This is a genomic window from Nocardia sp. NPDC058176, assembly GCF_042883805.1.
Lineage (GTDB): Bacteria > Actinomycetota > Actinomycetes > Mycobacteriales > Mycobacteriaceae > Nocardia.
In genome coordinates this window covers 1,053,406-1,077,705 of sequence record NZ_JBHVVA010000002.1, presented here as the reverse complement: position 1 = coordinate 1,077,705, position 24,300 = coordinate 1,053,406, and the positions used below count along the sequence as shown (strand labels likewise).

The window sequence follows — 24,300 nt, the reverse complement described above, 5'->3', positions numbered from 1 at the left end:
TGGTCGGGTCCGCTGCGCGCTCCGCTACGAACCGGCGGTCTCGATGCCCTTTTGCATGCCGGCGACCGCATCGTCGACGGACTTCGTGCCGTTCAGGGCAGCATAGGCGTTGTCCTGGATGGCCTTCGACACCGCGGGATAGAACGGGGTGACCGGACGCGGCACGGCGCTGGCGATGGACTCCTTCAGCGCGGGCAGGTACGGCATCTTGGCGATCAGGGCCGGGTCGTCGTAGAGCGAGGCGCGCACCGAGGGCAGCGCGCCGGCGGCGATGATCTGCTGGGCCTCTTCGCTGATCAGGTAGCGCACGAAATCGGCGGCGGTGGCCTTGTTCTTGGAGAACGCGCTGATCGCGGCGTTGTAGCCGCCGAGGGTCGAGGCGCCGACACCGGTGTTACCCGGCAGCGGGGCGACACCGAACTTGTCCTTCACCGCGGAGCCGTCGGCGTTGGCCTGGCCGTACAGGTAGGGCCAGTTGCGCAGGAACAGCAGCTTGCCGGACTCGAACGCGCTGGCGCTCTCACCTTCCTTGAAGGTGATGGCTTCCTTGGGGATGTCACCGTTCTTGTAGGCGTCGACGAGGACCTTCAGGCCCGCCTTCGACTCCGGGCTGTTCACGGTCGGGGTCTTGCCGTCGGCGCCGACGAAGCTGCCACCGAAGGCGTTGATGACCTCGGAGGTGTTCACCGTCAGGCCCTCGTAGGGGGCGAGCTGACCGGCGTAGCAGCCGATGTTGTTGTCGCGCGCGATCTGGCACTGGGCCAGCATCTCGGTCCAGGTGCGCGGCGGCTCGGGCACCAGGTCGGTGCGGTAGTACAGCAGGCCACCATTGGTGTTGCGCGGGGCCGCGTACAGCGTGCCGTTGTAGGTGGCGCTGGCGACGGTCGGCGCGAGCAGCGGCGCGGTGTCGATCGCGAAGGAGTCCTTGAGCGGCTGGATCCAGCCCTTCGCCGCGAATTCCGCGGTCCACGGCACATCGAGGGCGACGACGTCGTAGCCGTCCTGCTTGGCCTGGAAGTGCTCGGCGAGGTCGTCGCGCTGCTGGTTGGCGTCGGCCGACTGCTCCTTGAACGTCACCTGCTCGTCCGGATGCGCGGCGTTCCACCGGTCGATGAGCTGCTTGACCACACCGGTCTCGGTGGTGTCCTTACCCTCGACGTAGGTGATCGGGCCGCGGCCCGTCAGGTTCTCGTCGAGCGGGTTACCTCCGTTGTCACTGGAGCAGCCACTGGCGAACGATGCGGTGAGCAACGCGATCGAGGCAGCAACCATGGTCGCTCTGGGGACGAACTTCAAGGCCATCGCAGACACTCCAGGGTCGAGACGTGAGCAGCAGCACACCCGTGCGGTGCAACAGGCAACATACATGGTGACGGCTCGTCGCGTCCGATCGTCCTGCCCTTTGGCCTACTTTCGGGTCAGTTGCGCTGCGGCCGGGTGTCGGTGCGGTGCCCTACCCTCGACGAGGTGACCAGTCCATCGTCGCCGGCGCCCGACCGGATGCTCACCCGGATCGGGGGTTTGCTGCGCAAGGCCGAGGCCACCGACAACGAGCACGAGGCCGAGGCATTTCTGGCGGCGGCGCAGCGGCTGGCGACGAAATCGTCGATCGATCTCGCGGTGGCGCGGTCGCACATCGCGGGGCGTGAGCGCAGGCCGGTGCCGGTCCAGCGGATCATCCCGATCGGTGAACCGGGGCGTAAGGGGTTGCGCACCTATGTGCAGTTGTTCGTCGCCATCGCGACCGCCAACGATGTGCGCTGCGATGTCGCTCGCAGCTCCGCGCAGGTCTACGCCTACGGGTTCGACGCCGACATCGACGCCTGCGAAGCGCTCTACGCGAGCCTGCTCGTCCAGATGGTGCGGGCCTCGGATCACTACATCAAATCCGGTGCGTATCGGGAGGCGACGGTGATCAAGATCGTCACCGAGAAGCGATTCGGGCGGACTGTGCGTCGCAAGGTGGAGGCTCCTGTTGCCGGGGTCACGGCCCGGCTCAACTTCCAGATGGCGTTCGCGGCGCGGGTCGGGGCTCGCTTGGCCGAGGTGAAAGCCGAGGTGGTTGCCGAGGAATCGAGCGTTGAATCCACCGGGACGGCCCTTGCTCTGCGCGACAAGGAGCTCGCCCTCACCGACTTCTACACCGCCACCTCCGAGGCTCGGGGGACCTGGCGGGGTCCGCAGACTTCCACCGGCCACTCGGCTGCCGCCCGCCGGGCCGGGGATCGAGCGGGGCGTACCGCGCGGCTCGGTGCGTCGCCGGAACTGCCTGCGGCGCGCGCGAAACTCACCGGGAGTTGAGAGGTGTCGGAGCAGGGGGTGCCGTCGATGCGTGGGCGGACAGGTGACGGCGGGCGGTACGGCCATGCTGCTCGCGTGCTCTGGCAGCGGGGTGCCGGAGTGAGCAGTGCCGGGGAATGACGTAGGGCGGCCGCGGCGAGACAGTCAGCGGGCCAAGGTGTATGACGGCGAGCAGTTGGTGCGGGGGGTGTTCGATCGGGCGGCCGAATTCGGGCATCGGACGGTGGATATCTATGGGTCACAGGTGACTTTGCCGGTGGAGCGACGGTTCGCTTCCGTCGAATCTGTGCAGAGTTACGTCGACAAAGTGCTTGCGCTGAATTGGGTTCGGGCGCAATGGGAACGGGCCGCTGTTCCGGTTCGGGTCCGGGCGCGGGCGGGGAGTTCTGCTGCGCACTACGAGGTGGGGACCGGGGTGCTGGCGGTGCCGGTGCACACCGGGGCGAGTGCGTGGGCGTTGCGTGAGCTGGTGGTCTTGCACGAACTCGCCCACCACCTCGCGTCCGCCGGGGACGAGGCTCCTCATGGGCCCGAATTCTGTACTCGCTATGCCGAATTGGTTGATGGGGTGATCGGGCCTGAAGCGGCGCTGTTGATTCGGGCGACGTTTGGGGGGTGTGGGGTGCGGTTCGGGTGAGGTGTGGTGGGGAGTGTTGTAGGTGGTGGTCTTAAGTGGCGGGTGTGGCTGGTAGTGCGGTAGGTGGCTGACTTGGGGTTTTACTGACACGGGGCGGTATACGGGCTGTGTTTATTGGAGCGCTGGCGCGCTCGAGTCGCGGCCCCGAAGGGCCGCCGGTTAGGCACCGCGGCTTGCTCCTTCGTCGCCTACGCCGCGGCGCCTAACCGGCGACCCGGCCGCGACCGGCCGCTTCGCGGCCGCCGCTCCTCGAGGTCGCGGGTGCGGGGCTGGGTTTGGCGGTCATGGCGGAATTAAGTGGTGAGATGTGGTTGGACACGTGATCACCACGCTCTCAGGTGAGTATCGGCCGAGTGGCCGCGCCAGGGGAGCGTGGTGATCAGTGGTTCGGGAGGTGGTGGGGCGCTGGGGGTCAGTCTTCGGTTACCTGGAGGTCTACGTCGATGTTGCCTCGGGTGGCGTTGGAGTAGGGGCAGACCTCGTGGGCCTTGGCGGTGAGGGCCTTGGCCTCTTCGTGGGGGAGGTGGGGGAGGGTCACCTCGAGGGTTACGGCGAGTTGGAAGCCGCCTTCGTCGTTGGGGCCGATCGAGACGCGGGCGCCGACGGCGGAATCGTTGACGTTGGCGCCTGCTTGCTTGCCGACCAGGCGCAGGGCGGAGTGGAAGCAGGCGGCGTAGCCGACGGCGAAGAGCTGTTCGGGGTTGGTGCCGGCGCCGTCGCCGCCCATTTCCTTCGGCGGGGCGAGGGTCACGTCGAGCTTGCCGTCGGTGGTGCGGCCGTGGCCGGTGCGGCCTTCGCCGGTGGTCAGGGCTTCTGCGGTGTAGAGGACCTTCATGTCAGCTCATTTCTCCGTGAGGGTGTGGGTGAGTTTGCGTAGCAGTCCACGCAGGGCATCGAATTCCTCGGCGGTCAGTCCGACGACCTCCGACATCTCGGCGGGGATCCGGCAGGCCTCGGCCCGCAGGTCGCGCCCGTGTTCGGTGAGCACGATGTCGACGCGGCGTTCGTCGTCGACGGCCCGCCGCCGTTCGACGAAACCGCCCGTCTCCAGTCGCTTGAGCAGCGGAGACAGGGTTCCCGAGTCGAGATCGAGCGCTTTGCCGAGCTCGCTGACGCTGCGTCCGTCGTGCTCCCAGAGCGCCAGCATCACCAGATATTGCGGATAGGTCAGCCCGAGCCGTTCCAGCTTCGGGCGGTAAACCGACGTCATCGCCCGCGACGCCGCGTACAGCGGGAAGCAGAGCTGCTCATCGAGGGCGAGTCCATCGGTCATGCCAAAACGGTAGCTCACAATTAAGTTGTGCACAACTAATTGGAGCCATCACGCCTGCCCTGGACCGTTGATCACCAGGCTCTGGTGCAGGACGCTTCTCGGCCGATGCCTGCATGGGAGCCTGGTGATCAACGGTCCAAGAGAGGGGACGGTGGTCAGTCGGGAACGAGGAGCTCGCTGACACGCTCGTACCGGCGCAACCACCACTCCACTCGTTCGGGATCGGGATGTCGAAATTTCTCCAATAGCGCGGGATCGGGCTCCGGTGGGGCCGTGGGGACCGGAAGCCACCCGTGCACAGGGCGCAGCGAATCGGTGACGAGGTCGCCTTCGAAGAGCGCGAGAGTGCCCAGCCCGCAGGCAAATTCGAGCTCGGGGAGCGCACCGGCCAACGCCAGTTGCGCGGCCAGTCCGACGCTCGTCTCCAGCGCCGACGACACGACGGTCGGCAGGCCGGCCGCCTCGGCCACTGCCAGCGCTCTGCGTACCCCGCCCAGTGGCGCGCATTTCAGCACCGCCACGTCCGCAGCCCCCGCGACGGCGACGCGCAGTGGATCCTCGGCCCGCCGGATCGATTCGTCGGCCGCGATCCGCACCGACACCCGCCGCCGCACCTCGGCCAACTCCTCGACGGTCCGGCACGGCTGCTCGACGTACTCCAATCCCCCTGCGGCCCGGTCGATCTCACCGATGTTTCGTACGGCGGTCTCCACATCCCACACCGTGTTGGCGTCGACCCGAATCGCCCCGTCCCCGATGGCTTCCCGAACGGCCGCCACCCGCGCGAGATCCTCGGCGAGCGAATCGGGATGGTCGGCAACCTTCACCTTCGCAGTCGCACAACCGGATTCCCGCACGATCCGCCCCGCCGCCACGGGCCCGACCGCGGGCACCGTGCAGTTCACCGGAATCCGATCCCGCACCGGCGCGGGCCATCCCACCGTCGCCTGCTCCACCGCCGTCGCCAACCATCCCGCCGCTTCCCGATCGTCGTACTCGGGAAAGGCGCAGAACTCCCCCCACCCCAGCGGCCCGCGAATCAACATCCCCTCGCGCACGGTGATCCCCCGAAACCGCGTACGCAGCGGAATCGCATAAACGAACGTATCGGCGCCCATCGTCCCGATCGTAGAGGTCGCCGAAATCTCGGCTCGAGTAGTTCCACGGTGTCGCGTCGACCCGCGCCGGGCGATCCTGAAACCATGCGCCGCACCACCGACCGGACGACCTTGGTGCTGCTCGCGAGCCTGGTCCTGTTCGCGGGCGCGACAGCCGCCACCGCGATCCGCCTCGAACTGTCCGACCGCACCTGCCCACTCGACTACGGCGGCTGCTACACCCCGTACATGACCCTGGGCTCCCAGGTGGCCTGCGCGGGCGCGGCAGCCGCCGTGCTCGGCTCCGCGGTGTGGGTGGCGATCGGGACGGCCCGTGCTCGGTCGGTCCGCTATGTGCCCGTGCTCGGGGCCGTCCTGGTCATCGCCACCTTCTTGGCGGGTCGTGAGATCGCGACCTGGTCCTGACGATCGCCATCACGAAAGTCGTCGACCCCAGCGGGCTCGCCAGTGCGGCAGCGATCGATGAGCTGAGATCGCGCAGACCGAGGAGAGTTCGTTCATGGCCGAACAAGAGACGCGGTCGTCCGGTGATTCGGTTCGGCTCTCACAGGCGTTCGATGATGGTGGCGTTCGCGAGTCCGCCTGCCTCGCACATGGTTTGCAGACCGTAGCGTCCGCCGCGTTGGTGCAGGGCGTGAACCAGCGTCGTCATCAGCCTGGCACCCGAAGCGCCCAGCGGATGGCCGATGGCGATGGCCCCACCGTTGACGTTCACCTTGCTCAGATCGGCACCCGTCTCCTGCGCCCAGGCCAGCACCACCGGGGAGAACGCCTCGTTGATCTCGATCAGGTCGATATCGGCCAGCTCGAGCCCGGCCCGTCGCAACACCTTCTCGGTCGCCGGGATGACGGCGGTGAGCATGAGCAGCGGATCGTCGCCCGCGACGGCGAAACTGTGCAACCTGGCCAGCGGACGCAACCCGAGCTGGGCGGCGCGTTCGCCGGACATGATGAGTACCGCCGAGCTGCCGTCGCTGACCTGGCTGGCCGACGCGGCGGTGATCTCCCAGCTGATCTGCGGGAATCGGGCCGCCATGGCGGGGTCGTAGTACGCGGGTCGCAGCTTGGCGAGGGTGTCGAGCGTGCTGCTGACCCGGATGCCCTCGTCGGTGGCCAGCCCGTGCAGCGGTGCGAGTTCGTCGGCGAAGAGGCCGTCTTTGGTTGCGCGGGCGGCCTTTTCGTGGCTGCCGAGGGCGAACTCGTCGAGCTGGGTACGGGTCAGTCCCCACTTGGCCGCGATGAGTTCGGCGCTGATGCCCTGGGGGACCAGGTCGTCGGAGTAGCGCTCGGCGAACGCGACGCCGGAGAGATCGGCAGAGCCGACGAGATTGGCGCCCATGGGAATTCGGCCCATGGATTCCACGCCCGCCGCCACCACGATGTCGTAGGCGCCCGCGATCACGCCCTGGGCGGCGAAGTGGATGGCCTGCTGGCTGCTGCCGCACTGCCGGTCGACCGTGGTGGCTGGCACGGATTCGGGATATCCGGCGGCCAGCGCGGCCCGCCGGGTCATGTTCGCGCCCTGCTCGCCGACCTGGGTGACGATGCCGCCGATCACGTCGTCGACCAGGGCGGGGTCGATGCCGCTTCGCTCGATCACCGCGCGCAGGCTGTGCGCGAGCAGGTCGACGGGATGGACGTCGTGAAGTGCGCCGTCGGGTTTGCCCCGGCCGATGGGGGTGCGTACCGCTTCGACGATGACCGCGTCTCGCATGGGAGTCCTCTTCCGCGAATCTGGCTCTATCTAACAATAGCCAGAGTAGGCGCTAACTATCTTCGACTCAAGTCAGAAGTGGGTATGATGTCGGACATGGCAGCCGTGATGGATGGACCCCTGGCCGATCTGAGCGCGTGGGACACCACGGGCTGTTCGATCGCGCGCGCCATGGATCTCATCGGCACCCGCTCGGCGATGCTGATCCTGCGCGAGGCCTATTACGGCACCCGCCGCTTCGACGGCTTCGCCCGTCGCGTCGGCATCACCGACGCCGCGGCCGCCGGTCAGCTCCGCAAACTCACCGAGGCCGGCCTGCTCGAGAAGCAGCCCTACCGCGAAGAGGGCAAGCGCACCCGCAACGAATACGTCCTCACCCAGATGGGCCGCGACCTGCTCCCCGCCGTCGTCGCCCTCTGGCAGTGGGGCGACACCTACCTCCAGCCCGGCCCGCCGCCGCTGCTGCGCGTCGACGCCGACACCGACACCCCGGTCACCGTCGACCTGCGCACCCCGGACGGCACCGAGGTCCCCCTCGAACGCCTCAAGGTCCGCGTCAACAAGGACTACCTGCGCGCCCGCAAGAACGCGCGCTGACTCAGCCGGTGAAGACGCCGATGTTGATGTCCTCGGTGCCGAGGGCCTGGTAGAGGCTCACCCACAGCAGGACAAGGGGTTCGGTACTGCGGGCGGTGTTCAGCGGGCCGAGGTCGACGAGCTGATCCGCGGCCCAGCCGAAGGAGCGCAGCAGCTCGGCCACCTGGTCCTTGGCGTCGGCGTCGTCACCGCTGAGGAAGAGGCTGTGCCTGCCCGGGATTCGACCCGGGTCGACCATCACCTGATTGTTGGTGCTGTTGAGCGTCTTCACCACGAACGCGTCGGGAAAGGCCTGCTGCAGGGATTCGGCGACGCTGCCCGCCTCGGGCACAACGAGTTTCGGCGGAAAACCCTGTGAGAAGTCGAGCGGATTCGACACATCGACGATGACCTTGCCGCGCAGATTGTCCGCCCCCGCCGCGGTGAGCGCCGCGAGTGAGACCGTGCCCGAGGTGGCGTTCACGATCAGCTCGGCATCGGCCGCCGCGTCGGCGAATGTGCCGTGCGCACCGCCGGTTTCGGCTGCCCAGGCGGCGGCATCGGCATTGTCGGCGGTGCGCGATCCCATCGTCACCACGTGGCCGACTTCGATCAACTTGCTCGCCAGCCGTCGTCCGACCTGGCCGGTTCCGAGTACCGCTACGCGCATGACCCACCTCGTGCCCCGAGACTCACCCGGCGATCACCGGACACAGCCAGCCTAAATCGGTGTCACCGGGTGGTCGAGCGTCTTCGCGCGCAGCGAAAGTGCCTGCCCGCGAATCGAAATCCGCGGGCAGGCCGCAGGTTCAGCGCAGACGACGACCGTCGGCCGCGCTGAAGAAGTACACGTGCTCGGGATCGGCGGTCAGTTGCAGGCGCTCGCCCTTGGTCGGCGGGGTGCGCCAATCGACCCGCGCCACAATCGTTTCCCCGGTCTGCCCGCTCGCACCGGTGGACAGCGCGCGTCCGTAGACGTAGGCGTCGGACCCGAGCTCCTCCACCACGTCGACCTCCATCCGCAGGCCGCCGTCGCCCACCTCGAGGTGTTCGGGCCGGATACCGAGCACGACCTGACCCTCGCCCGCGTCGGCCACCGCGCGCGGCACCCGCACCGGGTAGCCGCCGATGGTGACCGCGCCGTCGGCGACCGGCAGCGTGAACAGGTTCATCGCGGGCGAGCCCATGAACCCGGCGACGAACACATTGGCCGGATCGCGGTAGAGATCGCGCGGCGACGCGCACTGCTGCAGCAGCCCGTCCTTGAGCACCGCGACGCGGTCGCCCATCGTCATCGCCTCGACCTGATCGTGGGTGACGTAGACCGTGGTCGTGCCGAGACGACGCTGCAACTGCGCGATCTGGGTGCGGGTCTGCACGCGCAGCTTGGCGTCGAGGTTCGACAGCGGCTCGTCCATCAGGAACACCTGCGGCTGGCGCACGATCGCCCGGCCCATCGCCACGCGCTGACGCTGACCGCCCGAGAGCGCCTTCGGCTTGCGGTCGAGGTACTGCTCGAGATCGAGCAGCTTGGCCGCCTCGAGCACCCGCGCGGAGCGCTCGTCCTTGGACACCTTGGCCAGCTTGAGCGCGAAGCCCATGTTCTCCGCGACCGACATGTGCGGGTAGAGCGCGTAGTTCTGGAACACCATCGCGATGTCGCGATCCTTGGGTTCGGCGTCGGTCACGTCGTTCTCGCCGATCAGGATGCGCCCGCCGTTGACCTCCTCGAGCCCGGCCAGCATTCGCAGCGAGGTGGATTTGCCGCAACCCGAGGGTCCGACCAGGACCAGGAACTCGCCGTCGGCGATCTCGAGGTCGAGCGCGTCGACGGCGGGTTTGCTCGCACCGGCGTAGAGCCTGGTGGCGCGATCGAAGGTCACGGTAGCCATGCGTAGATCAACTTCCCATCCCGGCAGGAACGTGCCGGACGATCCGAGAACAGGGTCGCCAGGGATCGTAGCTGCGGCCCGGACCGCGCGCGTGATCGAGAGGCGTAGCGCGCAGACTCGTCGTTCACGGCGGGGATAGCCTCAATCATGTGAAAAACTAGCATGCTATCATCTCACCTGTGGCGTCGAAGGTGGTGAAGCGGGCGTACAAGTACCGCTTCTATCCGACAGGCGAGCAAGCGCAGCAGCTCGCCCGCACCTTCGGTTGCGTCCGCTACATCTACAACCGGGCGCTCGCCGAACGCTCACGGGCGTGGACGCAAGAGCAACGCCGCGTCAACTACGTGGACACGAGCAAGATGCTCACCGCCTGGAAGCGCGACCCCGAAACGCAGTGGCTCACCGAGCCGTCGAAGGGGCCGTTGCAGGTCGCGTTGCAGAATCTTCAGGGCGCGTTCGACAAGTTCTGGCGCAAGCAGACCGCCTACCCGAAGTTCAAGAAGCGTGGGAAGTCCCGCGACTCGGCCACCTACTTTTCGAACTGCTTCACCTACCGCGACGGCCGGATCAAGCTCGCGAAGCAGTCCGAACCGCTGGCCATCAACTGGTCACGCCCACTCCCGGAGGGGGCGGTGCCGTCGCAGGTCACGGTGTCGAAGGATTCGGCGGGCCGCTACCACATCTCGATCCTGGTAGAGGAAACGGTCACCGAACACGCGCCGACCGGCGCGACGGTCGGTGTGGACGCGGGCATCACCACCCTGTACACCCTCTCGACCGGGGAGAAGGTCTCCAATCCCCGGCACGAGCAGAAGGACCGCGCTCGGCTGGCGAAAGCGCAGCGGGCGCTCTGCAGGAAGCAGAAGGGCTCCAACAATCGCGCGCGGGCGCGGTTGAAGGTGGCGCGTATTCATGCACGGATCACGGATCGTCGCCGCGATCACTTGCACAAGCTCTCGACTCGTTTGGTGCGCGAAAACCAAGTGATCGCCATCGAGGATTTGAGTGTGCGGAACATGGTGCGGAATCGTTCGCTGGCGCGGGCGATCTCGGATGCGTCGTGGTCGCAGTTCCGGTCGATGCTGGAATACAAGGCGGACTGGTACGGGCGCACCGTGGTGGCGATCGACCGGTTCTATCCGTCGAGCAAGACGTGCTCGACGTGCGGGCGCATCGCAGACAAGTTGTCGTTGGGCATCCGGGAATGGGCCTGCCCGTGCGGCGCATCCCACGACCGGGATATCAACGCGGCCAAGAATATACGAGCGGTCGGGCTGGCCGTGCTCGCCTGTGGAGATGGTGTGAGACCGTCCCGCAGCTGATGCGGGACGGCAACTGTCGATGAAACAGGAACCCTCGCAGGTGACTGCGGGAATCCCCGCCCTTCAGGGCGGGGGGGAGGTCAATCCGGGTAGCCTCGCATACGGAGCCCACCGAGTGCGAGGAGCGCGGAATGAGTCGTCCAGTTCGAATCGGAGTCCAGCTTCAGCCCCAGCACGCCCCCGACTACGGCTTGATCCGTGACGCGGTGCTGCGGGCCGAGGACGCGGGTGTCGACATCGTCTTCAACTGGGACCATTTCTATCCGCTCACCGGCGACCCGGCGGGCGCGCACTTCGAGTGCTGGACCATGCTCGGCGCCTGGGCCGAACAGACCGAGCGGGTCGAGTTCGGCGCGCTGGTCACCGGCGGCGGCTACCGCAATCCCGATCTGCTCGCCGACATGGCCCGCACCGTCGACCACATCAGCGGCGGCAGGCTCATCCTCGGCATCGGCGCGGGCTGGTTCGAGCGCGATTACGACGAGTACGGCTACGAGTTCGGCACCCCCGGCAGCAGGCTGAAGCTGTTGAAGGAGAGCCTGGCCCGGATCTCCACCCGGCTCGGCAAGCTGAATCCGCCGCCGACCCGGCACATCCCGATCCTGATCGGCGGTGGCGGCGAGCGCAAAACCTTGCGCCTGGTCGCCGAGTACGCCGACATCTGGCATTCCTTCGCCGACGTGACGACCTTCGCGCACAAGAACAAGGTCCTCGCCGAGCACGCGGCCGCCGCGGGCACCGACGAGTCCAGGATCGAGCGCTCGGTGGCCTGGCAGGGCCGCAACGATGCCGAGGCGCTGCGCGCGGCGGGGGTCAGCCTGTTCACCGTCGGCGTCTCCGGCCCCGATTACGACCTCACCACCCTGCGCCAGGCGCTGGAATGGCGTGACGAAGTGAACCCCGAGTCACTCGAAGGTCTCGCCTGAGCTGGTGATTCGCGCCGACGCCTGGCGCGCGTAACCATCTGTTCGCCGACATGCCGCTAGGGTCTATCGGCATGTCTGGTGTGCGTGCTGTGCGAACTCGGGCGCGGATAGCCGCGCTGTTGCTCCTCGTCGGTGTCGCGGCGACGGGCTGCGGCGGCTCCGGCGGCGACACCGCGCGCGATCTGTGTTCGCCACCGGGCGCGAGCGCGGCCGCGGCGGCGCCGTCGAACCTCGGCGGCCCCGAGGCCGCGGGCACCGACCGCTACACCACCGCGACCACCCAGCCGGTCGAGTCGATCGATACCGCCAGGCTCGGCCTGCTCGATCCGGGCACGCTGAGCGTCGGCACGCTCTCCGACGCCCCGCCGAGCATCTGTGTGAACGGGCAGGGCACCTTCACCGGCTTCGACAACGAGCTGCTGCGCGCGATCGGCGAGAAACTCGGTCTGCGAGTGGAGTTCTCGGGCACCGAGTTCAGCGGTCTGCTGGCCCAGGTGGCGGGCAAGCGCTTCGATGTCGGCTCGTCCAACATCACCACCACCGATGCCCGCCGCGAGCTGGTCGACTTCACCAACGGCTACGACTTCGGCTACTTCTCGCTGGTCGTCCCGCAGAACAGCGCGGTCAAGGCCTTCGACGATCTCGGCCCGAGCTCGCGCATCGCGGTGGTGCAGGGCACCGTGCAGGACGAGTTCGTGGTGAACCAGCTGGGGCTGGACCCGGTGAAGTTCCCCGACTACAACACCGCCTACGCCAACTTGAAGTCCGGCCAGGTCGACGCCTGGGTCGCCCCGTCGGCACAGGCCGAGGGCGCGATCTCCCCCGGCGACGGCATCGTGATCTCGCAGAACACCTTCAGCCTCGACAACTTCATCGGCTACGCCGTGGCCAAGGGCAATCAGCCGCTCGTCGACGCGCTCAACTCGGGTCTGGACGCGGTGATCGCCGACGGCACCTACGCCGAGCTGTACGCCGACTGGGTGCCGCGCGAACTGCCGCCCGGCTGGAAGCCCGGCTCCAAAGCCGCACCGGCGCCGGAACTTCCGGACTTCGCGGCCATGGCCGCCGAGCGTGGCGAGGGCGAGACCGAGCAGGTCGCGCAGAAGTCGACCCTGCAGCAGTTGAAGGACACCTTCTTCGACTGGTCGTTGTACACCAAGGCTTTTCCCGACCTGATCAAGACCGGTCTGCCGAACACCCTGATCCTGGCGGTGGTTTCGGGTGTGCTCGGCACGATCATCGGCATGGTGCTCGCGGTGATGGGCATCTCGCGTTCGCGCTGGCTGCGCTGGCCCGCCCGCGTCTACACCGACATCTTCCGCGGTCTGCCCGCGGTGGTGATCATCCTGCTGATCGGTCTCGGCATCGGTCCGGTGGTCCGCAACATCACCGGCGGTAATCCGTACTGGCTCGGCGCGGTGGCGCTGGCGCTGCTCGCCTCGGCCTATATCGGTGAGATCTTCCGCTCCGGAATCCAATCGGTGGAGCCCGGTCAGCTCGAGGCCGCGCGGGCCGTCGGGTTCGGCTACCGCCAGGCGATGACCCTGGTGGTGATCCCGCAGGGCGTGCGCCGGGTGCTGCCCGCGCTGATGAACCAGTTCATCGCGCTGATCAAGGACTCCTCGCTGATCTACTTCCTCGGCCTGCTCGCCTCCCAGCGCGAGCTGTTCGCCGTCGGCCGCGATCTCAATGCCCAGACCGGCAACCTGTCGCCGCTGGTCGCGGCGGGTCTGATGTATCTGGTGCTGACCATCCCGCTCACCCACCTGGTGAACTACATCGACCGGCGGATGCGCACCGGCAAACCGGCGCCCGCTGCCCCCATCGACCCGGTCGAGTCGGCCACTATCTCGGAAGGTCGCTGATGAGCGCATCCCTCACCGGCACGGGACTGAATCTGACCCTCGGTAACAACCACATCCTGCGCGGGGTCGACATCCACGTCGACGCCGGGCACGCCACCACCGTCATCGGCCCGTCCGGCTCGGGCAAGTCGACCCTGCTGCGCGTGCTCAACCGCCTGCACGAACCCGACTCCGGCGACGTCCTGCTCGACGGCAAATCGGTGCTGCGCGACAATCCCGACCGCCTGCGCCAGCGCATCGGCATGGTCTTCCAGCAGTTCAACCTGTTCCCGCACAAGACCGTCGCCGACAACATCGCGCTCGGCCCGCGCAAACTGCGCGGCCTGTCCGGTGACGAGGCCCGTGCGCTGGCCCTCGAACAGCTCGAGATCGTCGGCCTGGTGGACAAGGCCGATGCCAGGCCCGCCGCGCTGTCGGGCGGTCAGCAGCAGCGCGTCGCCATCGCCCGCGCCCTGGCCATGAAGCCGGAGCTGATGTTCTTCGACGAGGCCACCTCGGCGCTGGACCCGGAGCTGGTCAAGGGTGTGCTCGCGCTGATGGCCGAACTGGCCGCGGGCGGGATGACGATGATCGTGGTGACCCACGAGATGGGCTTCGCCCGCAGCGTCTCCGACAGCGTCGTGTTCATGGATCAGGGCGTCGTCGTGGAGACCGGCACCCCCGACGAACTGTTCGACGACGCCAAGACCCCGCGTCTGCGCCGTTTCCTCGATCAGGTCCTCTGACCAGGTCGGACGGGGTCGCAGCAACGTATGCGCAACTGCTAATGTCGGAAGTGCTCAGCTCCACTTCGATCAAAGGAGAGCGATGACCACGGCACACGTTGAACATCTCGAGCACACCCACGTCCACGGGCCCACCTGCGGCCATGTCGCCGTCCCGCACGAGGACCATGTCGACTACGTCCACGACGGCCACCTGCACCGTGCCCACGACGGCCACTTCGACGAGTGCGAGTCCTCGGCACACGTCGAGCACACCGCCCACGACCACGCCCACGGCCCCGGCTGCGGCCACGTCGCGGTCCCGCACGGCGACCACGTCGACTACATCCACGACGGCCACCGCCACGCCGCCCACAACGGCCATTACGACGACCACTGACCTACCCGGCGGCGCGTCCCGGTTCGAATTCCACACGAAGGCGCAACTCGAGCGCGGCGGCAAGCCGCTCGAGTAGCGGGATGGTCGGCATCGTCCCGCCCGCCTCGAACCGGGCCACTGCGGGTTGACGCAGCCCGGCGCGAGTCGCCAACTCGGACTGAGTGAGCCCGAGTTCCTCGCGCCGGTTCCGCACCGCCGCCCCGAGCTCGAAGCGCAGCCGCGCGGCGTCACTCAGGTAGATGATTCAGTCGCTGACGGTGGCGAAGGCGGACCAGAGGAGGGGGGAGTTCTCGGGGGTGGGGGTGTCTCGCCAGGCGGATAGGCGGGTGCGTTGCCAGGTGAGGAGGGTGGGGATGGGGGTGGGGGAGTCGTGGGCGGTGTCCACGGCGCAGATGGCGGCTTGGAGGGGGAAGGTCGTGGTGGGGGTGAGGGTGTGGAAGGCGTGGTCGGTGGGGAGGGGCCAGCGGGTGGCGGTGACCAGTTCGGCGCCGGCCGACAGGGCGGCGGTGGTGAGGCCGAGGGCCTCGGTGAAGCGCAGGTCGCCGCCGCTTTCGCAGGCGATGAGGGCGACGCGGCTCGGCATCGGCCACAGGTCGCGGCCGGGGACCGGGGTCGGGTCGAGGGTGTAGGTGCCCAGCAGGAGGTCCTTGGCCGAGAGTGGGCGGTGGGTGCGGTTCGGGGCGGCGAAGCCGCGGGTCTCGGTGGTGCAGCTCAGGTGTAGTTCGGCGTGTTCGCTCTCGCCGGATTCCGGGGCGGGCGCGGTCACGTGGCCCACGTAGACCAGTCGGCTCGCTCCCGCCCGCAGCACTTCCGAGAGCCAGCCGCGATCGGTATCGGTCCGCCGGAACAGCTCGACCGGATCGGTGACGGCGGGCAGCAGCCGATCGCCGTACCGGCCGAAGTGCTCGGCCACCGGGGTGCTCGCGCTCGGCCTGCCCAGTACCGACCCGAGTTCGGAATCCGCCCGGAACCCGGGCACCCGCGGATCGAGTACCGCGACCACCGGCAACTCCCCGGTGTCGGCCCATCGCCGCGCGGTCCGCTCCGGCGCCCGCACCACCGACACCGGCGCGAGCAGACTGACATCGGCGATGTCGAGCAACCGGATCCCCGGATCGAGCGCGATGATCTCCCAGGGCACCTGCGCCAGCCGGGGCGAGGGCTGGATCCGCAGATGCGGACGAATCCCCCGCTGGGACAGTTCGTAGAGCTGCACGGCCAGCCCGTACGGCACCAGCGTGCGTGACAGTGCCTGCGCCAGCGCGTTTTCCGCGTCCGGGTCGACGAGCGCGCCCTCGGTCAGCACATACCGCAGTCGCTCGGGTCGCGCGGGATCGGGTACGGCGTCGGCCAGTTGCCGCAGCACCTCGCGCACCTGGTCGCGCGGCAGTGTCGCGATTCCGCGCGCCGAAGTGCCCCCGACCCAGCGCCAGGACATGTAGACATCGCCTGCGTCGGCCATCCGGATGAGCGCGGTCGGCCCACCGGGCAGCGGCTGATCGGATCCTTCGGTCCGGGGGTGCCGGGGACGGGGGTCCGGCGTGGTCCGGCGATGGTCGTCGGGTGACTGGACGGCGTTCACAGCGTGATCACCCGGTTGTCGCGGACCGGGCGGCCGTAGCGCAGTTCGGCGTGGGTGATGAAGTCCGACAGCAGTATTCGACCGTCGTCGAGCAGCCGTGGCGGTGGTGCGACGGGGACGCCAGCGGCCGCGGCGACATCGGCGAGGGCGGTACCGAGGTGCAGTGCGGTGTGCGAGGTCTCGGCTGGTGCGGGGTGGAGGAGCTCGAATTCGAGGGCGGGAGTGCTGGTCTCGTCGATGCTGGTGAGGTCGAGTGTTGTTCCCGCGCACTGGCTGTCGACGAGGTCGGCGACGAGTTGTCCATCACCGGCGAGGGCGGCGCAGTGGAATGCCAGGCGCATGGCCGGTGCGGCGACGGCGCGATGCCAGTGTTCGCGTTGATTGCCGTTGGGCAGGGTGTGGCGCACCGCATCGATGGCGAGGGCGGCGGGCACGGCGAGGTCGACCGCGCGGGCGAGCAGGTCCGGATCCGGTTGTGGCGCTTGCTCGATCGCGGTGTGCAGGAGCTCGGCGTGCCAGTAGTCCAGCTGGGCGCAGTGCATGCCGAGACCGTGCGCGGAATACACCGCGAACGATTCGGCGAGCAGGGCCTCACCCTGCGGGAGATCGCCTTCCGCACAGGCCACCGTGGCCAGGCGCAGGCGGACGTCGGCGGCATCCAAGACGGCGCCGGTCGCCTCGAAGTAGTCCAGTGCCCGCTGGTAAGCCGAACGAGCGGTGGCGAGTTCACCGCTGCCCTCGGCGAGGAAACCCGCTGTCTTGGCGCCGATCCCGGACCGGTGGCCCAATCCCGCGCGATCGAAGAACTGCTGACTGGCACGCAACGGCGCCTCGGCCTCGTCGTAGTGCCCGGCCCGGACCAGCATGATGGCCAGATTCTGCTGCGTCTCGGCCACCGCCGCCTCGTCACCCGCCTCGACGAATGCCGCCAAACCCTGTCGCGCGAAGTCGAGCGCCAGCTCCCGCCGGCCGATCTCGAACGAACTCGCCGCCAGATTCACCAGTGGGTGACCCACCAGCTCGGGTGCGAAACGCTCGGTCACACCGAGGGATTCGTTCGCCAGTTCGGCCGCCCTCGCCCACTGCTGACGATGCAGCGCCACCGCCGTCAGCGACAGCAGGCAGGCGACCCGGAGGAAACCCTGATCGGCGTCGTCGGCGAGCAGCGCACGCGCCTGCTCCAGCGCCTCCTGTGCCGCGTCCAGCTCACCCAGATGCTGCAGCGCCTGCGACAGGTTGACCAGGGCCGCAGGCCGCTGATGCGCCGCGTCCTCGGGCATCTCCGCGAGCGCGGTCCGGAACAGCGACACCGACCGCCGATGCTCACCGAGCTCATCGGCCATACTCGCCGCATTGATCAGCGCCGCACTGCGCAACCGCGGCGACGCCCCCTCCGCCGCTCCCTGGAAGATCTCGAGCGCCGCCGCCACCTCGCCGCGCTGATACGCCTCGTATCCGGCGGTGAGCTGCGCGTCGTCCTGGTCGGACCTACTCCCGGTGGCTGCCATTCAACTGCTCCCGATCGATGGGGACACGGTGTGTGGACGATTGTGCATGGTCGACGCGGTCCCGGCACGGAGCCGTACCCACCCGTGCGCCCGCCGCTCCATGCGCAGAGCCGCACACTCCGTGGATCCGCAGTTCCCGCTGGCTGTGTCCGGCGGCGGCGCGCTCATCAGAAGTCCTGATCCTCGCCCGCGGCCGACGCTTCGGCGGTCAGTAGCCGGTCGTCTCCGGTGCCGGCGAGCCGTTGACGGACGTAGGCGCGGATTCGCTCCCGCATGGGCGATTCGTCACCGGGTGGGTTCTCTGGACCGACACCAGGCACGAAAACGCTGATTTCATAGCCTGTTTCGACTGCTCCCGGAGCCTGCACCGAGCCGACCCATGCGTCTCCGCGTCGCTGTAGCGGCACCGTGTATCGCTCGGATCCGCCGCCGGAATCCGCCGCCGGTGACCCGACGACCTGCGCATACGGCCGGAGGTACTCGGGAACCTCGCGCGCGCAGTCCGGTGCCGTAACCGCGCTCACCTGCACAGTCGACACCCCGCTCGCGCGCGTCACCTGCCACGACACCGCGTGTTCGCTCGCGTCGACGATGCCGGGTGGACACCGCCGCCAATCCCAACCACTACTGCCCCGCGCGAGCACCAGCCCGCCGCCGGTCGCCCCCGCACCGCCTGCGGCAAGCGCGTAATCCTCAGCACGGGAACGCTGCTCGCTGGCTATCTGCTCTGAGCCGGGTCCGTCATGGGGGTCGGCGCCGCCACCGGGACCCCCAGCCCCGGGGCGGATCGGCCACCTTTGGTGCTCGGTCCCGTTCGATTCCCGCGGCGTCTTCGGATCCGCCGATCGTTGCGGAGGGTCGATCATGGCGTTTCGATTGTCCGAGAGGCCCTGTCGTTCAGCCGATTCGGCATCGCCGAGCGCCATCTCGCATGCCTCGGCCAGGGTGGTGATCTCGTCGTTCAGGAGCCGGGGATCGAGGGTGGGGATCGCGTCGAGGGTCGAGGCGGGCCACCAGCGGGTTGCCCAGTGGGCGTAGGCGAGTTGGCGTAGTGCGGTCGCGAGTTCGGGGCGGGCGGGGGTGGCTGTGAGCTCCTGGGGATAACTATCGGCCACGGCGAGGGCGACGGGTTCGCCGTAGACGGCCCACAGCCAGTCCTGCGCCGAGTCCGGGTCGTCGAGGACGGCAGCCGGGAATTCCTGTCCCGCGAGCAGGCTCCAACTCAGGTGTCCGCCTGCGACTTCCAGGACGAGAGTGTCGAGCGCGGGACCCGCATCGATGACCAGTGGCGCGTCATCGGGGGCCAGCGTCAGCAGGCCGAGGGTGGCGCGGCGCAGGTGGACGGTCGTCATCAGCTGGCCCTCGCTTCCGGAACAGTGGCGGGCTCGGCGGTGAGCGCCTGTTTCACCCGGGTCCGGTGATCGAGGATCACCGACCGCGCCACCCCGTCGAGCAGATTCCACAGCTCCCCGGGCTCGTACACCGGGAACTCCCGCACGTCCCGCCCGTGCAGCCGCACCCACAGCCGGCGCACATACGGCCGCCACGGTGTCCGCAACTCAGCGGCAACCACCGCCAGCGGCCCACCCACCCCGTCGACCGAGTGCACCGCATACCGCCGTGCCTGCAAGACGTACCCTTCCCGCCGCCACCGCCCGTTGACCACCTCATGCGCCCGCGAGCCCCAGCCCTCGCCGTCGGCCTGCCCGCCCGTCGCTGTCGGACCACCGATCGGCGAAAGGCCCAGCGCCAGTTCACAACCCGCGGCAGCGGCGACGCGCAACGATTCGTCCAGCAATCCCCAGGGCGAACAACTGCGGGAGATCTCCGTCGTCACCAGTTCCGGGATCTCGGGTAGATCCACGCGGTCGATGCTGCCCTGGAGCACGGTGAACACCCGCTCGTAGACGGTCCGGTCGAGCGGCAGCGCGAGGTTGGCCGTGGAGGCGGCGGCGCCGAGCGCGGGACGGACCGGGGCGGGGTGGACGGTGAGCCCGAGGTCGTCGGCACCGTGGGCGGGCTGCGGATTCCACAGGGCGATCCCGCGATGGGTGCCCGCCTGATCGCGGACCAGCTCGTCGAACAGCACCCCGGCGTCGGCGGGGTCGCCGTCGCGAGCCAGCGTGCAGGCGTCGAGCAGTTCGGACAACTCGGCGGACCGATCGCGTGCGCCGTAGCCGGCGAGCGGTCGCCGACCCCAGGCCAGCTCCAGCAGCTGGTTCAGCTCGGCGGCACGACCGGGCTCGGTGACATGGCTCTTCAAGGCTGCGGTGGTGCGCCCGCCGGTGCTCTCGTGGACCTCCCGTAGCATCGCCTCGGCAACTGCCCGCCCGCGTTCACCCTCGGGCGCACCATGCGTGGTCGCCAGCTCGAAGCACCGCTGGAAGTACAGGTCCTGGGCATTGCCCTCGGTGATCCGCAATGCCCGCCGAACCTGCTTGAGCACGGTGAACCAGCTCGCGCAGTCGCGCAGGACATCGGCGCGCGCGTTGACCAGCGCGGTGAGCAGGGCGCTGCCATCGGCATCGAGCACGGTCGCCGCGCACGCCGGATGCTGCATCGGCCGGATCACCAGCGGATCCAGGATGAGCTTCACGGTGCGCCGCAGCGGCCCACCCTGTGGCCCGCTCAGTGCCCCGACCCCGTCGAGCCCGCGCCACACCTCGTCGAGCACCATGGCGCGAGACCTCCGCATTCGACCAGGCTAGCTGTATCCATTGCGGCTGGCGCCGCGGTTCTCGGCCCTGTGACCCCGGGTGTGCCCACCGGCAAAAGTTGGGATCGGTAGGGCGCCGGGGATTTCTACCTTTCTCTCAACGGGTCACCGACCCGGCTCACACCGAGAGAACGGAACCACTATGAACACCAAGCTGATCGCCGCCCTCGCCGCCACCGCCACCGCGCTGATGGTCACCGCCTGCAGCGATTCCGGCAGCACCGCCACCCCGAGCAACACCCCCACCCAGGGCAGCACCGCCCCGGCAGCGGGCAACTCCACCGCCAGCGTCGACGGCAAGGAGTTCGACGCGAAGTTCGAGACCACCTGTGCCGAGCAGGGCGGCATCCTGGCCCTCGCGCTCACCGACACGGCCAACGCCACCTACGGCACCCTCTCGGTCAGCGCCTCCATCCAGGGCGACACCGTCCAGGCGGTCGCCGTCGCGGGCAGCCAGGGCGGCGCGAACGGACTGCCCTACGCGGTCGGCTACGGCAACGGCGCGCCGGGCGGTTCGGCCCAGCTCAGCAAGGACGGCAACACCTTCCGGGTCACCGGCGAGGGCGTGAGCGCCCCCGACCTGACCAACCCGCTGGCCGGCCCGGAGACGGTGAAGTTCGACGTCACCTTCGCCTGCTCGACCATCGTCGGCGCCTGACCCCGTCGCGACCCGGTCGCACCCCATCGAGGAGACATCGTGAAATCCAAGATCCGCGCGGCCGCGGTCGCCTTCGGAGTCCTGTCCATCGGCTACTACCTCTACTACGGCCTCACCTACACCCCCGACGAGTTCACCGGCGGCACGCTCGGCTGGGTCGGCCCGCAGATGGCGCTGCCGATCATCGCGCTGACCATCGTCCCGATCGTGTTCGCCTTCACCGGCGACGGCATCATCGAGGCCTTCACCGGCCGCAACAGCGGCGAGTTCCGCGACGGCGAGATCGGCATCGGCACCGTCACCGCATTCCGTCAGACCGGGGTCTCGGTCAATGACCAGCCGCAGGTCAGGATCGAGTTCCGGGTGGAGGGAGCTGACGGAAAGGTCTTCGATTCCCAGGCCAAGATGATCGTGCCGCTCACCGAGCTGGCGCTGCTGCAGCCCGGCGTGGTGCTGCCGGTCCGGTATCTGCCGGGTCGCACCGACAAGGTGGAGGTCGACCGCTCCGGTGACGCGGGTGCCGCGCAGCGGGCGATGAACGAGTCGCTCATCCGCAAGGGCATCACCACCCGCGGCAAGCTCGACATCGCCGAACGCGGACTGGCCGCGCAGGCGGTGGTGCGCAGTCTCGACGTGTCGGGCCGCATCCGCGGCGGCTACACCGAGGTCGCTCTCGGCCTGGTGGTGACCCGCCCCGACGGCACCACCTTCGAGACCCGCGCCGACAAGTACCTGCCGCCGTCGGCGATCGGAAATGTCCAGATCGGCCGCATCATTCAGGTGCGCTACCTGCCCGGCAACGAGCAGGAGGTGGTGATCGCACTGCCGGTCAACGCGTGAAGTCCCCGGCCGGGTCCGCGGGTGGCGATGTCCACCCGCGGACCCGGCCGCGGTCGTGGTGTGCCACCGGCAAACTGAGGGTTACCTAATTGGTCGGTTGTTCATCCGGCCTTTTCCTCCGACTGGTTTGCGCCGTTTACCGTGCGGCCGTCAGCTCGAGTCAGGAGTGATCGTGAGTCTCAAACCACTCGCCCTCTTCGTCAATCACGACGGCCGTTCCTCGCGTGCCGCCGTGACCTGCGAATACAAATGCGGCAACGCGTGCTTCCACGAAGTACCGAACAGCTCCACCGGAGCGTATTTCGGTGACATCGTCAGCTCGCTCAACCGGCGCGGCCTCATCAAGGGCGGTGCGGCGGCGGTACTCGCGGTCGGCGCGGCCTCGGCGCTCGCGGCCTGCGGTGACGACGAGGTGTCGTCTACCGGAACGCCGAGCACGCCCGCGGGAACGCCGGGCACCGGCACCGATTTCACCGCGGTCGCGCCCAACACCCAGGACGCCCTTGTCGTCCCGGACGGCTACGAGCAGTCCGTCGTGATCCGCTGGGGTGACCCGGTTTTCGAGGACGCCCCCGCCTTCGACTTCGACAACCAGACCGCCGGCGCCGCGGCCAAGCAGTTCGGTTACAACAACGACTTCGCGGCGCTGCTGCCCATCGAGGGCCAGGCGAACAGCTACCTGCTGGTGGTCAATCACGAGTACACCACCGCCCCGCACATGTTCCGCGGGTACGACAAGGAGAACCCCACCGACGAGCAGATCGCGATCACGCTCGCCGCGCACGGTCTCACCGTGATCGAGGTGCGGGGCAAGTCCGAATCGGGCGAGCTCACCCCGGTTTTCGGCAAGTACAGCCGCCGCATCACCCCGTCGACCGAGTTCACCGTCACCGGTCCGGCCGCGGGCAGCGATCTGCTGAAGACCTCCGCCGATCCCACCGGCACCAAGGTGCTCGGCACGCTCAACAACTGTGCCGGCGGTGTGACCCCTTGGGGCACCATCCTTTCCGGTGAGGAGAACTTCAATCAGTACTTCTCCCACGGTGATCAGGTCACCGATCCCGACGCGGTGAAGCGCCTCAAGCGCTACGGGCTCGTCGCGGGCGCCACACCGTACTTCTGGGAGCGCGCCGACAAGCGCTTCGATCTGACCCAGGAACCCAACGAGGTCAACCGCTTCGGCTACGTCGTCGAGGTCGACCCGTGGGATGCGGAGTCCACGCCGGTCAAGCACTCCGCGCTCGGCCGCTTCAAGCACGAGGGCGCCAACATCTACGTCACCTCCGGCGGCGACGTGGTCGCCTACTCCGGTGACGACGAGCGCTTCGACTACATGTACAAGTTCGTCTCCGCCCGCAAGGTGCAGTCCGGCGTCGGCGCGGCGAGCCGTCGCGAGAACATGAAGATCCTCGCCGAGGGCACCCTGTACGTGGCCAAGCTGTCCGGTGACCACCCGGATCAGATCGACGGCAGCGGAAAGGTCCCCTCCGACAAGGGTTTCACCGGTTCCGGCGAGTGGATTCCGATCCTCGAGACCGGCGCCGACGGCAAGGGCAAGTCGCTCGTCGACGGCTTCTCCGCCGAGGAGGTCGCGGTGTTCACCCGGCTGGCGGCCGACAAGGTGGGCGCCACCAAGATGGACCGCCCCGAGGACTTCGAGGCCAACCCGTTCACCGGCAAGGTCTACGTCGCGCTGACCAACAACGCCAACCGTGGTGAGGAGGGCAAGGCCCCCGCCGACGAGGCCAACCCGCGCAACCTCAACAAGAACGGCCAGGTCCTCGAGATCGACGACGACCACACCGGCACGAAGTTCACCTGGTCGCTGCTGCTGGTCTGCGGCGATCCGGCCGCGGCCGACACCTACTTCGGCGGGTTCGACAAGTCCAAGGTGAGCCCGATCTCCTGCCCCGACAACCTGGCCTTCGACCCGTACGGCAACCTGTGGATCTCCACCGACGGCAATGCGCTCAAGTCCAACGACGGCCTGTTCTCGGTGGTGCTCGAGGGCGAGAACCGCGGTGAGACCAAGCAGTTCCTGACCGTCCCGCGTGGCGCCGAGACCTGCGGGCCGATCGTCACCGAACAGCGCGTCATCGTCGCCGTCCAGCATCCGGGCGAGTCCGACGACGCCACCCCGGAGAACCCGATGTCGCACTGGCCCGACGGCGGCACCAGCCAGCCCCGCCCGTCCATCGCGGTCGTCTGGAAGAAGAACGGCGGTCGCATCGGCGTGTAGCCGACAACCGATCTGCCGATGAAACCGGT

24 protein-coding genes are annotated in these 24,300 nt (G+C 68.5%); 12 read left to right on the top strand and 12 right to left on the bottom strand.

The annotated features are described in order from the left end of the window. Positions 1-24: 24 nt before the first annotated feature. A complete protein-coding gene (locus ACFVVM_RS17550; protein WP_387618877.1) occupies positions 25-1,302 on the bottom strand; it encodes an ABC transporter substrate-binding protein in 1,278 nt (425 codons plus the stop codon). A 198-nt stretch (positions 1,303-1,500) separates the two neighbouring features. Between ACFVVM_RS17550 and ACFVVM_RS17545 the strand changes: the two genes are divergently transcribed. Together ACFVVM_RS17545 and ACFVVM_RS17540 are read left to right on the top strand one after the other, a co-directional pair. Continuing rightward, positions 1,501-2,301, top strand: a complete 801-nt coding sequence (locus ACFVVM_RS17545) for a DUF2786 domain-containing protein (protein WP_387619272.1) — start codon at positions 1,501-1,503, stop codon at positions 2,299-2,301. A gap of 106 nt (positions 2,302-2,407) precedes the next feature. Continuing rightward, positions 2,408-2,938 carry a TIGR04338 family metallohydrolase gene (locus ACFVVM_RS17540; RefSeq protein ID WP_387618874.1) on the top strand — a complete coding sequence of 177 codons (531 nt, stop codon included), beginning with the start codon at positions 2,408-2,410 and terminating at the stop codon, positions 2,936-2,938. Positions 2,939-3,350: 412 nt separating this feature from the next. Here ACFVVM_RS17540 and ACFVVM_RS17535 read toward each other — a convergent pair whose 3' ends face one another. The 3 genes from ACFVVM_RS17535 to ACFVVM_RS17525 all read right to left on the bottom strand — a co-directional run bounded on the left by ACFVVM_RS17535 (position 3,351) and on the right by ACFVVM_RS17525 (position 5,329). Further along, complete coding sequence (locus ACFVVM_RS17535) at positions 3,351-3,773, bottom strand: organic hydroperoxide resistance protein (protein WP_387618871.1); 423 nt, start codon at positions 3,771-3,773, stop codon at positions 3,351-3,353. A 6-nt stretch (positions 3,774-3,779) separates the two neighbouring features. Then, entirely contained in the window at positions 3,780-4,211 is a 432-nt protein-coding gene (locus ACFVVM_RS17530) for a MarR family winged helix-turn-helix transcriptional regulator (RefSeq protein WP_387618868.1), read from the bottom strand. 155 nt (positions 4,212-4,366) lie between these two features. After that, positions 4,367-5,329 (bottom strand): o-succinylbenzoate synthase, encoded by a 963-nt coding sequence (locus ACFVVM_RS17525; protein WP_387618866.1) that lies wholly within the window; start codon positions 5,327-5,329, stop codon positions 4,367-4,369. Between the two features lie 84 nt (positions 5,330-5,413). Between ACFVVM_RS17525 and ACFVVM_RS17520 the strand changes: the two genes are divergently transcribed. Next, entirely contained in the window at positions 5,414-5,734 is a 321-nt protein-coding gene (locus ACFVVM_RS17520) for a hypothetical protein (protein WP_387618863.1), read from the top strand. Between the two features lie 139 nt (positions 5,735-5,873). On the opposite strand, the gene ACFVVM_RS17515 is transcribed toward ACFVVM_RS17520, so the two are convergent. After that, on the bottom strand, positions 5,874-7,043 hold the full coding sequence (locus tag ACFVVM_RS17515) for a thiolase family protein (protein WP_387618860.1): 1,170 nt from the start codon (positions 7,041-7,043) through the stop codon (positions 5,874-5,876). 84 nt (positions 7,044-7,127) lie between these two features. Between ACFVVM_RS17515 and ACFVVM_RS17510 the strand changes: the two genes are divergently transcribed. After that, positions 7,128-7,640, top strand: coding sequence for a winged helix-turn-helix transcriptional regulator (locus tag ACFVVM_RS17510; RefSeq protein WP_387618858.1), 513 nt, complete (start codon positions 7,128-7,130; stop codon positions 7,638-7,640). Position 7,641: 1 nt separating this feature from the next. On the opposite strand, the gene ACFVVM_RS17505 is transcribed toward ACFVVM_RS17510, so the two are convergent. Next, the gene (locus tag ACFVVM_RS17505) at positions 7,642-8,289 is read right to left on the bottom strand and encodes an NADPH-dependent F420 reductase (RefSeq protein ID WP_387618855.1); all 648 of its coding nucleotides are present in this window, start codon (positions 8,287-8,289) and stop codon (positions 7,642-7,644) included. Between the two features lie 139 nt (positions 8,290-8,428). Next, positions 8,429-9,511, bottom strand: a complete 1,083-nt coding sequence (locus tag ACFVVM_RS17500) for an ABC transporter ATP-binding protein (RefSeq protein ID WP_387618853.1) — start codon at positions 9,509-9,511, stop codon at positions 8,429-8,431. Between the two features lie 179 nt (positions 9,512-9,690). On the opposite strand from ACFVVM_RS17500, the gene ACFVVM_RS17495 reads away from it, so the two are divergent. The 5 genes from ACFVVM_RS17495 (at position 9,691) to ACFVVM_RS17475 (ending at position 14,728) form a co-directional block, all read left to right on the top strand. Next, positions 9,691-10,833 carry an RNA-guided endonuclease InsQ/TnpB family protein gene (locus ACFVVM_RS17495; RefSeq protein WP_387618850.1) on the top strand — a complete coding sequence of 381 codons (1,143 nt, stop codon included), beginning with the start codon at positions 9,691-9,693 and terminating at the stop codon, positions 10,831-10,833. Positions 10,834-10,964: 131 nt separating this feature from the next. Further along, positions 10,965-11,759: an LLM class F420-dependent oxidoreductase gene (locus ACFVVM_RS17490; protein WP_387618847.1), complete on the top strand. Its 795-nt coding sequence runs from the start codon at positions 10,965-10,967 to the stop codon at positions 11,757-11,759. A 71-nt stretch (positions 11,760-11,830) separates the two neighbouring features. Further along, on the top strand, positions 11,831-13,624 hold the full coding sequence (locus ACFVVM_RS17485; protein WP_387618844.1) for an ABC transporter substrate-binding protein/permease: 1,794 nt from the start codon (positions 11,831-11,833) through the stop codon (positions 13,622-13,624). Continuing rightward, entirely contained in the window at positions 13,624-14,349 is a 726-nt protein-coding gene (locus ACFVVM_RS17480) for an amino acid ABC transporter ATP-binding protein (protein WP_387618841.1), read from the top strand. Before ACFVVM_RS17485 ends, ACFVVM_RS17480 begins: the two co-directional genes overlap by 1 nt. An 82-nt stretch (positions 14,350-14,431) precedes the next feature. After that, a complete protein-coding gene (locus ACFVVM_RS17475) occupies positions 14,432-14,728 on the top strand; it encodes a hypothetical protein (RefSeq protein WP_387618839.1) in 297 nt (98 codons plus the stop codon). 1 nt (position 14,729) lies between these two features. On the opposite strand, the gene ACFVVM_RS17470 is transcribed toward ACFVVM_RS17475, so the two are convergent. The 5 genes from ACFVVM_RS17470 to ACFVVM_RS17450 form a co-directional block, all read right to left on the bottom strand. Continuing rightward, positions 14,730-14,945, bottom strand: coding sequence for a helix-turn-helix domain-containing protein (locus ACFVVM_RS17470; RefSeq protein ID WP_387619269.1), 216 nt, complete (start codon positions 14,943-14,945; stop codon positions 14,730-14,732). A gap of 27 nt (positions 14,946-14,972) precedes the next feature. After that, a complete protein-coding gene (locus ACFVVM_RS17465; RefSeq protein ID WP_387619266.1) occupies positions 14,973-16,190 on the bottom strand; it encodes a CHAT domain-containing protein in 1,218 nt (405 codons plus the stop codon). 116 nt (positions 16,191-16,306) lie between these two features. Continuing rightward, positions 16,307-17,818 (bottom strand): hypothetical protein, encoded by a 1,512-nt coding sequence (locus ACFVVM_RS17460; RefSeq protein ID WP_387618836.1) that lies wholly within the window; start codon positions 17,816-17,818, stop codon positions 16,307-16,309. 167 nt (positions 17,819-17,985) lie between these two features. Beyond that, a complete protein-coding gene (locus tag ACFVVM_RS17455; RefSeq protein ID WP_387618833.1) occupies positions 17,986-19,170 on the bottom strand; it encodes a hypothetical protein in 1,185 nt (394 codons plus the stop codon). Next, entirely contained in the window at positions 19,170-20,495 is a 1,326-nt protein-coding gene (locus ACFVVM_RS17450; protein ID WP_387619263.1) for a hypothetical protein, read from the bottom strand. Before ACFVVM_RS17450 ends, ACFVVM_RS17455 begins: the two co-directional genes overlap by 1 nt. A gap of 181 nt (positions 20,496-20,676) precedes the next feature. Between ACFVVM_RS17450 and ACFVVM_RS17445 the strand changes: the two genes are divergently transcribed. From ACFVVM_RS17445 to ACFVVM_RS17435, 3 genes are all read left to right on the top strand, one after another. Next, complete coding sequence (locus tag ACFVVM_RS17445; RefSeq protein ID WP_387618831.1) at positions 20,677-21,192, top strand: lipoprotein LpqH; 516 nt, start codon at positions 20,677-20,679, stop codon at positions 21,190-21,192. A 39-nt stretch (positions 21,193-21,231) separates the two neighbouring features. Then, the gene (locus ACFVVM_RS17440) at positions 21,232-22,032 is read left to right on the top strand and encodes a hypothetical protein (RefSeq protein WP_387618828.1); all 801 of its coding nucleotides are present in this window, start codon (positions 21,232-21,234) and stop codon (positions 22,030-22,032) included. A gap of 172 nt (positions 22,033-22,204) precedes the next feature. Continuing rightward, entirely contained in the window at positions 22,205-24,271 is a 2,067-nt protein-coding gene (locus tag ACFVVM_RS17435) for a PhoX family protein (RefSeq protein WP_387618826.1), read from the top strand. The last annotated feature ends 29 nt before the right edge of the window (positions 24,272-24,300 follow it).